The organism is Marinomonas sp. SBI8L (assembly GCF_001624705.1).
In the GTDB taxonomy this organism is placed as follows: domain Bacteria; phylum Pseudomonadota; class Gammaproteobacteria; order Pseudomonadales; family Marinomonadaceae; genus Marinomonas.
This window is the reverse complement of record NZ_JSEO01000002.1, coordinates 374,935-387,277: the sequence shown is the minus strand read 5'-3', so window position 1 is coordinate 387,277 and position 12,343 is coordinate 374,935. Positions and strand designations below refer to the sequence as shown.

The 12,343-nt window shown below is 38.6% G+C and carries 10 protein-coding genes; 5 read left to right on the top strand and 5 right to left on the bottom strand.

From position 1 onward, the window contains the following. Nucleotides 1-25: 25 nt before the first annotated feature. Genes OA91_RS03800 through OA91_RS03785 form a run of 4 tightly spaced genes read right to left on the bottom strand, consistent with a single transcriptional unit; the run spans nt 26 to nt 3,953 of the window. A complete protein-coding gene (locus OA91_RS03800; RefSeq protein WP_063337216.1) occupies nt 26-1,096 on the bottom strand; it encodes a TRAP transporter substrate-binding protein in 1,071 nt (356 codons plus the stop codon). Nucleotides 1,097-1,141: 45 nt separating this feature from the next. After that, on the bottom strand, nt 1,142-2,434 hold the full coding sequence (locus OA91_RS03795; protein ID WP_046017909.1) for a TRAP transporter large permease: 1,293 nt from the start codon (nt 2,432-2,434) through the stop codon (nt 1,142-1,144). A 45-nt stretch (nt 2,435-2,479) separates the two neighbouring features. After that, nucleotides 2,480-3,016 carry a TRAP transporter small permease gene (locus OA91_RS03790; protein WP_046017908.1) on the bottom strand — a complete coding sequence of 179 codons (537 nt, stop codon included), beginning with the start codon at nt 3,014-3,016 and terminating at the stop codon, nt 2,480-2,482. 34 nt (nt 3,017-3,050) lie between these two features. Then, the gene (locus tag OA91_RS03785; RefSeq protein WP_046017907.1) at nt 3,051-3,953 is read right to left on the bottom strand and encodes an aldo/keto reductase; all 903 of its coding nucleotides are present in this window, start codon (nt 3,951-3,953) and stop codon (nt 3,051-3,053) included. Between the two features lie 302 nt (nt 3,954-4,255). Here OA91_RS03785 and OA91_RS03780 point away from each other — a divergent pair, with 302 nt between their 5' ends. The 5 genes from OA91_RS03780 (at nt 4,256) to OA91_RS03760 (ending at nt 9,979) form a co-directional block, all read left to right on the top strand. Next, entirely contained in the window at nt 4,256-4,975 is a 720-nt protein-coding gene (locus OA91_RS03780; protein WP_046017906.1) for a GntR family transcriptional regulator, read from the top strand. A gap of 26 nt (nt 4,976-5,001) precedes the next feature. Beyond that, a complete protein-coding gene (locus OA91_RS03775) occupies nt 5,002-6,123 on the top strand; it encodes a Gfo/Idh/MocA family protein (RefSeq protein WP_063337215.1) in 1,122 nt (373 codons plus the stop codon). 186 nt (nt 6,124-6,309) lie between these two features. Continuing rightward, entirely contained in the window at nt 6,310-7,290 is a 981-nt protein-coding gene (locus tag OA91_RS03770; protein ID WP_046017904.1) for a TauD/TfdA family dioxygenase, read from the top strand. Between the two features lie 265 nt (nt 7,291-7,555). Continuing rightward, complete coding sequence (locus OA91_RS03765; RefSeq protein ID WP_063337214.1) at nt 7,556-8,350, top strand: hypothetical protein; 795 nt, start codon at nt 7,556-7,558, stop codon at nt 8,348-8,350. Between the two features lie 1,119 nt (nt 8,351-9,469). Beyond that, nucleotides 9,470-9,979: a sugar O-acetyltransferase gene (locus tag OA91_RS03760; protein ID WP_063337213.1), complete on the top strand. Its 510-nt coding sequence runs from the start codon at nt 9,470-9,472 to the stop codon at nt 9,977-9,979. Nucleotides 9,980-10,005: 26 nt separating this feature from the next. Here the strand turns inward: OA91_RS03760 and OA91_RS03755 are convergent, their stop codons facing one another. Then, nucleotides 10,006-12,342, bottom strand: a complete 2,337-nt coding sequence (locus tag OA91_RS03755; protein WP_063337212.1) for a bifunctional diguanylate cyclase/phosphodiesterase — start codon at nt 12,340-12,342, stop codon at nt 10,006-10,008. Nucleotide 12,343 lies beyond the last annotated feature (1 nt).

Sequence of the window (12,343 nt, the reverse complement as noted above, 5' to 3'; positions counted from 1 at the left end):
CTTAAATGGAGTAAGAGCAATACTATTAGTTCAAGTCATTTGCATAAGCGTTATCGACTTGTTTTTCTGCATCAGCTGCAGATTTAGCAAGGAGGTTAAACCACTTCTCGCCATCTTTTATATTACCCTTGAACCAGTCATAAACAGGCTCAGCTGATTTCTTGAACTCAGCTTTTTCAGCTGGTGTTGGAACATAAAGCTCGCCACCGGCTTTAGCAAAGTCCTGATAAGCTTGGATTGATTTACGTTTTGGTGAAGCAAACGTTGCTTGCTGAAGCGCACTGAAACCGTCAACAACAACTTTACGTAGATCTTCAGGCATATCCATGAAAGATTCATTACTCATATACCAAAGCGCAGACATATAAGCGTGTCCGTCGAGAGTGACGTGCTTAAGACCTGCTTCTGTGAACTTCATACCCATGATGTCTGTGATGCCATTCTTAGAGCCTTCAACAACACCTGTTTGGAATGAAGTGAAAAGTTCTGGCCATGGAATTGGAGTAGGACTAGCACCTAATGATCTTACTAACTCTTGAGGTAAATCTGATACCACGGTACGAATTTTCAAGCCTTCCAAATCATCTGGTGATTTGACCGTACGCTTGGTATTCGCAAAGTTACGCCAGCCACCAGTATTACCGATTGTCATCAGACGGACAGTATCACCTGAATCTTTAAGGATCTGCTTACGCAACTCACGGGTAAAGTCACCTTCAAAAACTGTTTCAGCAATTCTGTCGTCTCTTAATAGATAAGGTAGGTCTAGCACCTGAACGTAAGGGTACATGGCAGATGCTCCGCCAGAGGTTGAAATGTAAACATCAACAGAACCGTATTCAAGCGCTTCAAGACACTCAACACCATTACCGCAAAGCTGTGTACCTATATATAGATCTACATTAATACGGCCATTTGAATGTGATTCTACAAAGTCTTTGAAAACAACTAGACCATCATAATCTTCATCATTTTCATTCGAGTTTGCGACAGCACGAAGGTTAAAATCAGCAGCTTGAGCTTGAGCGCCTAATAGCACACTGGTAGCAAGTACTGCAGTACCTATCATTCTGCTTATTTTTGTTTTTAGAAACATGAATTCGTCCTCGTTTTTTTATTATTTAATGATTTAGCTAATTACTTATCCTGACACCAGCCCCAATAATCTGGGAACCGTCATAGATAAAGATGGGAAAAAGGTAATAAGAAATATCACGACAATCTCAACCGCTAAGAAGGGTAGAATTGCCTTTGAAATTGATTCGATTCGCTCACCAGAGACACTAGAGGCCACAAATAAAACAAGCCCCATGGGTGGTGTAGCAAGACCAACCGTTAAGTTGACTGACATGATGATGGCGAAATGAACAGGATCTATACCAAGATTAATAAAAATAGGACCTAAAATAGGACCAAGAATAATGATGGCAGGGCCTGCATCTAAAAACATACCGACAACGAACAAGAGTATGTTTATCAAGAAAAGCAGCATAAGTGGGTTATCGCTGATCGCTAATACCCATTCAGCTAGAATCTCAGCACTGTGAGAAAGGCTAACGACGGTTTTAAAGGCGATAGCAGAACCGACGAGAAGTAGTACAACCGCTGAAGCTTGAGCACCTTTGATAAAGATATCAGGTAGGTCAGAAAGCTTAACGGTTTTCATCACCCAAACACTGATAATTAGAGCGTAGAAGGTGGCAACTGCAGACGCTTCCGTTGGCGTAAAAATACCGCCAATGATGCCACCAAGGATAATGACAGGAGCAAATAATGGCAGTATTGCTCCTTTAGTGGCTTTGCCTCTTTCTTTCCATGTGGATTTAGGACCGGCTATGGGGAAGTCATACTTTTTAGCCATCAAAGCGACCATAAGCATTAATGACACACCAACTAAAATACCAGGCACAATACCAGCCGCAAATAAGGCAGCGACTGATACTTCCATAGTATATGCATAGATAATCATGATGCCTGATGGCGGTATGATTGGGCCTATTACAGAAGAGGCCGCCGTAATTGCCGCTGCAAACTTACGTTTGTAGCCATTCTTCTCCATTGCCGGAATCATCATGGAACCAATGGCGGAAGTGTCTGCTACTGCCGATCCTGAAAGACCTGCAAAAAGCATACTTGAAAGAATATTTACATGTGCAAGGCCACCACGAACATGACCTATAAAAGATTGCGAGAATTGAACAAGGTTAAGCGTGATGCCGCCACGATTCATTATCTCGCCAGCTAGCATAAAGAAAGGGATTGCCATTAAAGGAAATGAATCAATACCGTTGTAGATGTTACGAAAAAGTAAGGATACATCTCTTTCCATGCCAGTTGCGTATAGCATGATGCCAGGCGCCGTTAACATGGCAAAGAAGACAGGCATGCCGATTAACAAGAAGACTAAAAACAGGGGTAAAAATAGAGCTAACATTAATTTTCTCTCGTTTTTATTATTTTTAGAAAGTAAGGGTATTAATTACTTTTCTTTAAAATTCAAAGCGTATTCATCTGCCTTACCTAATAGGCAGCCAATTTCGCGTAACACTAATTCAATGTTGGATAACAGCATGGTAAAAAAGCACACTGGCATAGCTAAATAAATCCAGGCACGAGAAATATGAATAGAAGCCGCTCTGGATCTGAATCCTCGCTCAAAAAAATCTATTCCTAAGGTGAAAAGTTTGAAAAGAACCAATCCTGCCAATAGATAGAGAGCAAGCTTTAAAAAGCTTGCAATCTTATCTGGGAGGGCAAGAATCAGCATATCTATAGCAACAAAACTTCCTTTTCTATAAGCCTCACCAGCGACGACAGCCATCATCCAAATCATGAGGGCTCTAGCGGCTTCTTCTGGCCAAGGAAGTGCGTTGTTAAGAACATAGCGAAAGAATACTTGTAGCAGTATTACGCTTATCATTAGGGCAACCAGTACCCATGCGATATTTCGTCCAACCTTATGTAGCATAAGGTTGAAACTGCTGAGATATTTTACCAAAGACATTAGTACGATCATTTTGCCTCCCATTAAAGAATGTGAATCCTTAGTTTTATGGCACTTCTTGGCCTTCAGCGGCAGTCCATAACTCGAACCAAGTTTCACGATCGATATCTAGGTTTAAAGCATCTGATAAATGCTTAATACGCTCAGGATTGTTAGTGCCAACAACAGGTAAAATATTAGCTGGATGAGCTAACAGCCATGCTAAGGCAACATGATCAATGCTGGTGTTTTGAGCATCACAGATACGTTTAAAGATAGGCGCTAAGCGCTGGGTTGCAGCAGAATCTTTAAATAACTGTCCGCCAGCAAGTGGTGACCATGCCATTGGTGTGATCTCATCTGTTTGCATCGCAGCAAGAGTGCCATCTACAAAGCTTTCACGGTTAAGCAAACTCATTTCAACTTGGTTGGTTAAAAGTGGATGCTTCATATGCTTTTGAATCAGCTTCCAATCCCATGGACCAAAGTTAGAAACACCAACACCACGTACTTTACCGCTATCAACTAATGCATCTAAAGCGGATGCTGTTTCAGCTGCATCCATAAATGGATCAGGGCGATGGATCAATAAAAGATCCAAATAATCTGTTGATAGGTTACTAAGACTCTGTTCTACACTTGTAGTTATATATTGTGCGCTGGTGTCGTAAAACTTAACTCGGCGGTCAGGAAATTTATCCGATAAAAGAGCAATATCACACTTAGAAATAAGCTGTATATCTTTACGAAGAGAGTTATCGTTTTTTATAGCATTGCCGAAAATAGCTTCACAACGGTAGTCGCCATAGATGTCAGCATGATCAAAACTAGTAATACCTTGAGATAAACACAGGTCAATTTTCTCTCTAACATGTGCGCTTGATGTATCTTCAGCATCATCTAGTCGCCATGCGCCATACACTAAACGGCTTAATTCAATATCGGATTGACCCATTTTTATTTTTTTCATTTTTTAACTCACCCTATAACCGCTTTATAAATGAAGTGATTATTTTTGCTCTAGAAAATGAGCGTCAATTCAGTTCAAAAATCTAAATCGACACAACTTGTATATTTACACTATCAGTGTATTCTAATGATGTAAATCAATAGTGAATGAATTTTGTTTAATTTTAGCTTTTTAAACACTTTCTAATATATACAGCTTACTTATTACGATTTATCAATTGTTGCGATTGCATTAAGTGCGTACTTTCTAATGTCGTTTGAGTCTGTAAAATAGGCTGATAAATAAGTATATGGAGTGAGTGTGTGAAAGATAAAAAAACAAAAAAGAAATTGCCGCTATACATTCAAATCGGAGAGTTATTACACCGTGAAATTGCAGCAGGTCATTGGCAGGCTGGTGAGAGGCTTCCAGTTGAAGCTGAATTAGCTGTCAAGCTTGGCGTTGCTGTAGGCACGCTAAGAAAAGCACTCGCTAAATTAGAAACTGATGGTTTATTAGAAAGACGCCAAGGTTCGGGGACTTATGTTAAAAGAGCCCCAGGTGGAAGGGCAATTTATCAGTTTTTTCATTTAGAGCTTTTAGCCGGTGGCGGTGCACCTAGTGCCGATACTTTAAGCGTTGAAAAAGATCAAAACACGGATGTAAACCAACAGTTAAGGTTAGAACAAATTGATGCAAGTACCTGGTGCATTAAGCGTCTGCGATATTTAAATACTGATTTAGTGGCAGCCGAACAAATCTGGTTTAGCCATAAACACGCAGAGAAATTAACGTTAGAAGATTTACACGAATCTTTATATTTACATTATCGAGAAAACTTTTCTTTCTGGATAAGCCGAGTTGAAGATGAAATTGATTGCGCACCTATTCCTGATTGGGTTGCAGCAGGGCTTCAATTAGATAAAGACCAAATACTGCCAAGGGTGCAAAGAAGAGGCTGGTCAAACGAGGATAAAATTGAGGAATACTCTTTAACCTGGTTTGACCCAAGTAAGTGTCGATACTTTGCTCGTTGGCGTTAATACAACAAAAAAATGAGGTAAAGAAAATGAGCAATAGCGTACGTTATGGCATGCTTGGTTGCGGCATGATGGGTCAAGAGCATCTTAACAATATAGCCCTTATTGAAGGTGCTAAAGTGGTTGCAATTGTAGAGCCAGACCTTGATATGCGAATTAAATGTACGCAAATAGTGCCTGATGTTGCTTTTTACGATTCACTAGAACTTATGCTTCAAGGTGAACCAGAATTAGGTGCCATAGTTGTTGCGACACCTAATTTTCAGCATGCAGAACAACTTCTTTATCTTTTTGAACACACTAAACTTCCAATCTTGATTGAAAAACCAGTCATCACTCAATTAGATCAAGTAAAAGCAATACAAGAGGCTGCTCATAAGCACCCTTCACCTGTTTGGGTTGCTATGGAATATCGCTATATGCCCCCTGTTGCTCAGTTAAGAAAGCAACTTAATGAAATTGGCGATATGAAAATGCTGAGTATCAGAGAGCATAGGTTCCCTTTTCTTGAAAAGGTACAAGATTGGAATCGATTTAATCATAAAACCGGGGGTACCTTGGTTGAGAAATGCTGTCATTTTTTCGATTTGATGCGTTTGTTGGCAGAGTCCGAAGTTAAGCGTGTTTATGCCTCAACAGGACAAGATGTAAATCATCTAGACGAAAGTTATGATGGTGAGCAACCAGATATCATTGATAATGCATTTGTTGTCGTTGATTTTGAAAATGGAAAACGTGCTAGTTTAGATCTGAATATGTTTGCTGAAGGGTCACGATATCAGGAAGAAATTTGCGCAGTTGGCGAAAAGGCTAAAATTGAATGCTTTGTGCCAGGCCCAGGTCGTTTCTGGCCTGTTGAAACGCTCGGTGAAGCACCAATCCCTAAAGTCGTTTTAAGTCCAAGGGATCCAAAAGGACCAACTGAGTCTGATATTCCAGTGGATGACACTTTACTTGCAGCAGGCGACCATAACGGCTCTACTTTTTATCAACATTTAGGCTTTTATGAGGCTATTACTCAAGAAAAAAGTGTTGAAGTTAGTATCGAAGATGGGCTTAAAGCCGTTGTTGTTGGTCTAGCGGCTCAACACTCAGCAATGACAGGCCAAGCTGTAAATATCACAGAAAATGGCTATTCCTTCATAAAATAACCTCTAAAAAAATTCTAAATTAAATCAATAGTTTGAATGTATATTGTATAAATTTAACGACAATTCATTCACTATTGATTTACTTTTATAAATATAAAGATTAGAGTTTTAAGTATTGATACATGATTGATTCGCATAGTTTCAGATAACTAAGCTAACAATAATAATTTAGATTTAGGAGATAAAATGAGTGTAGTCATAGGTAAACTAGCAGAACAAAAACAAGTAAATGGTTTAGATTTTCCTTTAATGGTTACACCTAGTGAGACGCAAAAGAATGCGACTAAAGCTGAATTTTTAAACTGGATTAGTGAAAATAAAGCAGAATTACATGAATACCTGATCAAGCATGGTGCAGTGTTGCTACGTGGCTTTCCACTTGATAGTGCCGCTGAATTTGAAAAGATGTTAGATCAAACTGACTATAAAAATATGCCTTATGTTGGCGGCGCAGCGCCACGTGAACAAGTTACAGCATCACGTATTGTCACAGCGAATGAATCACCTGCAACTGAAAAAATTCCTTTCCACCATGAAATGGCGCAGGTACCGACACCACCTGGTTATATTTTCTTTTATTGTGAAACAGCATCACCTAAAGGTGGAGCAACATCGATTCTTCACTCAGGTGAAATTTGTAAATCCTTATTCGAGTTGAATGCGGATTTCGCATCTAAAATTGAAAAGGATGGTGTTCGTTATGTCAGAGTGATGCCTGAAGTTACAGACAATACCTCCGCTATTGGTCGCTCTTGGAAAGATACATTCCAAGTCACTACCAAAGATGATGCAGAAGAAAAAATGAAAGAAGCTGGCATGAGTTGGGAGTGGCTAGATAATGGCGACCTTCGTACTCAAACTAATACCTTATCTGCAATTCGATTTGATGAAGAAACTCAGCAAAAAGTCTTTTTCAATTCTGTTGTTGCTGTATATACAGGTTGGAATGATAGCCGTAACACAGGTAAAACAGCAGTAGAAACAGGCAAAGGTGAGCTTATGGATGAAGCTACCATCGATGCTTTAGTTGAGCAGATGGATGATAAATGTGTAAACTTTAAGTGGCAAAATGGTGATGTACTTTGGGTTAATAACCACACAGTATTACATGCTAGACAGCCATTTGAAGGTGATCGCCGTATTTTAGCGTCAATTTCATTTAAGTAGACTGACATTTAAGTCAATTCATACATCAACTTCCTCGATCAAAATTCGAATTCATCTTAGCTCATTATCAAGCAGATAATGAGCAGGGTGATCATACTGAAATATTTAGTTTCATTTATTCCACTCAATCTTATCAGAATACACTTTTAGAATGCCTATATATTACAATTGTTCAGTACAGGGAGTATTTTTGCTGTAATCTAGTAAGGCTAAAATGTAAGGGGTTACTCTATACATATAACTCTAAAAGTAGAAAGTTGTCGCAATGAATACGCAGAAGATTAATTTTTGGCTCTTTGTTTTTTTGATGTTTCCTGCAATCAGCCAGTCATCAGAGCCCATTGAACTAACCTTGTCATATCAAATTAATCCATCTCCGCCATACCAAATGGGTACGGGGGTAGACATAATGGAGCCACCCGGTATTGCTTTGGATATTATTAATGCTGCCGCTCAAGAACTTAACATCAAGATTGTGTATAAACGATACCCTAATGTGCGAGTAATGCATCTACTTAAACATGGCCAGATTGATGGTGCTTTCATGTTTTCCTATAAAGCCGAGAGAGCCAAAATAGCTCGCTATCCTCTGACACAAGAAGGCAAGCTTGATAGTTCAAAAAGGCTCGCAACCCTTAGTTATTGGCTCTATTCACTAACAGAAGCCAAATTAGACTGGGATGGCACGAATTTAACTGGGGCAAAGGGCTTTATTGTTGCTGAGCATGGCGATTCCATCATTGGCGACCTTGAAAAGATAGGACAAAAAGTTCAACAGCCTGATTCTGCGTATAAGGCGTTATTAATGCTTACTAAGCGTCCTCAAGTCGTAGGTGCTGCCTTACAAGATGTAAAAGTGACCCCATTACTTGATAGTGCAGAATTTTCAGGAATAAAGCGTTCAACCGTGCCACTTAAAACAAAGGATTATTTTTTAGTGCTCAGCAATAGGTTTGTCGATAGGTATCCAGATTTAGCTGATGCATTATGGGAGAAAATTAAGTTGCGTAGAGGTGACGTTGCTAAAGAAAGTATGTACCGTTATTCCACATTACAGTAACTTTAAATGTGTGACATCTTTGCAGATAAATAAGACAAGATTAGAGAAAACATACTTTAAACACTTCAATTCACGCTAGCTTATTAACAATAAAAATAATGGGCAGGGTGATCATGTAGAAATCCTCAATCAACTTTTCTAACATATCATGGGGGCTAACATGCCCAATATAACTTCTATGTAATTTTAACTATCTAGTCGCTTATATAACTCAAGTGTAAGCAGTGATAATTTGAGCTTCAAATGAGGTAATGGCGTTAGCTGTATCGTTAAGCGTGCATTCTTAGAATGAACTAGAGATAGTTTTTTAGCATGTTATCTAGAATTCATGAGTGAGACCTCGGTATTACTGATTTATCTATAAGTAGAATCCCTTGTCATTAATTTGTGTCTTATCCAAAAGCGCTTTAGTTAATTAGTAAAATTCTGGAGCAGCCTCACTGATACAATAGTTGTAAAAAGCCTTATACCAGCAAACACTATCAAATTTATTTAGTGAGCGTTTGTATCTAGTAACAAACTCAGAGCCCATAGTTATTTCCCGCAATAAAATATTCCCAGCATCAAACAAGAAATGAAATCAGATCACAAAGAGTTAGATAGAAAGCGCTTTATTAATTACTCAAAGCCATACAATTACAGGGTTTAAGTGAAAGTCAGCTAAGAACTTATTAGTAGGATTAAGGGCATATGAATATCATATTTATTTCCGATAAATGTTATTATCGGAAATAGTGAGTATTCATAAATACACTCCTTTATAGGCTTATTTCTTAACTTCTCCTGTGTTCTGTGTTCTGTGTTCTGTGTTCTGTGTTCTGTGTTCTGTGTTCTGTGTTCTGTGTTCTGTGTTCTGTGTTCTGTGTTCTGTGTTCTGTGTTCTGTGTTCTGTGTTCTCAGGATTATGAATTTTTAATTCATTGATCTGTAATGATATAAAGTAAATTTAAAAATAATTAGTGAATATAAATTATTTTATTTATCTTATTGCTTTAAATTAAGTAAGTCTCTAAGTCTCTAAGTTTGAATTTATAGTATCTAGATTGTTATCACCGATTTTATCTTATACGCGTTAATATATAATCCTTTCGATTTTATTTTATCTCGATGAGCTGCTTTATGACTGAACTAGAAAAAATGCGTCTTGGCCATGCTTTCAACACTTTGGACCTTGAATTAAGGCAGTTACGAGAATCAGCTCGTTTAGCTTGCGCCAAATTCAACGCGCATCCTAGTAAAGGCAATATGAAGCATATAACCCGACTATTTGCTTCCTTTGACTCTGTCATTTTGGAGCCTGGGTTTCAGTGTGACTATGGCGTAAACATCAGTCTGGGGAAAAATGTCTATGTCAATTTTCAATGCGTATTTCTAGATGCCGCACCTATTATTATCGGAAATAACGTTTTAATAGGCCCAGGAACCCACCTATATACTGTCGACCATCCTAAAGAAGCTGAGCTTAGACGCACAGGCGCTTGTTCAGCCAAACCGATAGAAATCGGTGATGATGTATGGGTTGGAGGTGGAGTGAAGATATTACCGGGTGTTAAAATTGGCAAAGGCGCCATTATCGGCGCCAATGCGGTTGTGACTAAAGATATTTCTGAAGGGGCTGTTTACTACTAGCTTGGTATAAATTGAACACAAACGCCCTATTTTTCCATTGTATTTTCATGCCACCATTCATCGGATGAGTAACTGAAACTGGATTGCCAGTTTAGGAACTCATCTGGTTTTAATGGCTTAGAAAAGTAATAACCCTGAATGGTTTCACAGCCATAATCCTCTAAGATAGATAAACCTTCTACATTCTCCATACCTTCGGCTGTCACTGAGAATCCAAAGCTATGTGAAAGTTGAATGGTTGTATTAACTATTAAGGCATTAGATTCATTCGTACCCACATCATGTACGAATGACCTGTCAATTTTTACTTCATCAACCGGTAAATCTCTTAAGTAAGCTAAAGAGGATTGTCCTGTTCCAAAGTCATCAATAGACAGTTTGAAGCCCATTCTTTTCAGTGCGTTTAGTACATGGATGACGGTCTTGGTATCCTTCATCACAGAGCTTTCAGTCACCTCAAAAGCAAGTTGCTGAGGGTTAACATGATACTTTTCCATCATGCCTTTTATAAAACCAGGTAGACTCAAATCAAGTAAGTCCAACGCTGATAAATTGATCGCAACTTGAACTTGCATATCTTGCGTTTGCCAATGAGATTGCTGCATGCATACTTGCTCAATTACCCACTTAGTTACCAGCTGGATGTTGCCAGATCTCTCTAATAGAGGGATAAACTCTGCAGGGGAAATAAAGCCTAAGGTAGGATGAATCCAGCGTATTAGCGCCTCTGCGGCATAACACTTTCTCTTTTGTATATTAACTTTTGGCTGGTAAACAATAAAAAGCTGGTTAGTTTCTAATGAATTAGGTAGATCACGAATAAGTGATAAGGTACGTCTATGGCTTTCGTCTTGCCCTTGCTCATAAATCGCTATGCCGTTTTCGCTTTGCTTGGCTTCATCAGCTGCAATATCAACTCGTCGCATGACGCCATTAACGCTCAGGTCATCCTGATCAGCAAAGAATAAAGCGCCCATACAAAGCTGTAAGCATATTTTAGAGCCCGATATATCAAACTCTTCTTGCAGTGCCTGCTGCATTTTAGTCAGGGTCATTTCATCAAGCTGACTGTTGAATACAACTAAAAACTCATCTCCCGCTAGTCTTGCAACAACATCACTATTAGTAATTAGACCATCTATTCTTTGTCCAAATTGGCAAAGTAATGTATCGCCCGTTTCAAAGCCCATCATGCTATTAATGTCTTTAAAATGGCGAATATTAATAAGCAGTACGCCACCCAAACTGGTATTTAAATTCTCTGTGAGAAAAATCTCCACTGCATTTCGGTTCTTCAGGCCAGTTAGACTATCGTGAGAGGCTTGAAAAGAGAGCTCTTCTTCCCTTTTTGCAATCCGAACCTGCATACCTGATAAGGTTTTTGAAAGAACGCCAAATTCACCTGCTTGATGTTCAATTTCTACATGCTCACCACGACCTATTTTTTTAGCTTTAGAAACGAGCACTTGAATTGGTTTTAGTAAGCGACGTGCACTAAACCAACTTAAGAGAATAGATAGACATAAAATTACTGAGAAAATAATGATTAGACGGTTGGTAACTTCATTGATATTTTGAATCCAAGAACTATAAGGTAAATGCAAGAAAGCCCAGTGATTATCAAGGTCTAGCTTCACCCTTGAGGTTAAAAAGTTCTCATCATCTGAAAATAACGTAGTGTTATCGTCAACATCATCCCCTTTGAACTTATTTAGAATTGAATCAATAGCGGTAACATTTAACGTACTTGTGTGGCTGTCATGCTTTTCAACATTATGAATACCTTTTAATGTTGCAAAACTTACTTCTAGACCTGTGATGCCCTTAATTTCGTTGGCTAATTCATTACCCATTTGAAATGCCATGCCAACCCAAGCAACGATATTTGGGGCTCTAACTGGAACAAGTACTAATTGATAAGGCTTATGGTCAACTTCTATGATGCCATTGATAGTTCGGCTTCTACGGTTACGCTTTATAAGTTGTGTAAAGTCACTGTTATAAGCCATATCGAACGTAGAATTGATGGTTTGTCCATCACTTGAGAGCAATATACCAAAATCTGCACTTACTCTTTGTGCGTTATTTTCAAGTGAAGATCTTATTGTGGCTTCATCTCGCGTTGCCACGGCTGTTTTAAAGCCAAAGTCTGATGCTAATAAACTCACACCAACACCAAGGTGTTTGTTTCTATTATCTAAAGTTAATTGAAAGACATTTTTAGCGACATCAATACGCTTAATCGCTTGATTAATACTGTCACGCTTGATGGTATCAAGAATGGCTGTTCCTGAAATTAACTGTATCATTGCTAGGAAAAATACAAGCAAGGCAATTAATTGTGAGCGGAAACTTTTAAACATA

What these genes read in the sequence shown, in the direction of transcription:
- OA91_RS03765 (WP_063337214.1), top strand. Translation starts at nt 7,556, where the DNA reads ATGAATACGCAGAAGATTAATTTTTGGCTCTTTGTTTTTTTGATGTTT.
- OA91_RS03800 (WP_063337216.1), bottom strand. Translation starts at nt 1,096, where the DNA reads ATGTTTCTAAAAACAAAAATAAGCAGAATGATAGGTACTGCAGTACTT.
- OA91_RS03795 (WP_046017909.1), bottom strand. Translation starts at nt 2,434, where the DNA reads ATGTTAGCTCTATTTTTACCCCTGTTTTTAGTCTTCTTGTTAATCGGC.
- OA91_RS03775 (WP_063337215.1), top strand. Translation starts at nt 5,002, where the DNA reads ATGAGCAATAGCGTACGTTATGGCATGCTTGGTTGCGGCATGATGGGT.
- OA91_RS03755 (WP_063337212.1), bottom strand. Translation starts at nt 12,342, where the DNA reads ATGTTTAAAAGTTTCCGCTCACAATTAATTGCCTTGCTTGTATTTTTC.
- OA91_RS03790 (WP_046017908.1), bottom strand. Translation starts at nt 3,016, where the DNA reads ATGATCGTACTAATGTCTTTGGTAAAATATCTCAGCAGTTTCAACCTT.
- OA91_RS03770 (WP_046017904.1), top strand. Translation starts at nt 6,310, where the DNA reads ATGAGTGTAGTCATAGGTAAACTAGCAGAACAAAAACAAGTAAATGGT.
- OA91_RS03760 (WP_063337213.1), top strand. Translation starts at nt 9,470, where the DNA reads ATGACTGAACTAGAAAAAATGCGTCTTGGCCATGCTTTCAACACTTTG.
- OA91_RS03785 (WP_046017907.1), bottom strand. Translation starts at nt 3,953, where the DNA reads ATGAAAAAAATAAAAATGGGTCAATCCGATATTGAATTAAGCCGTTTA.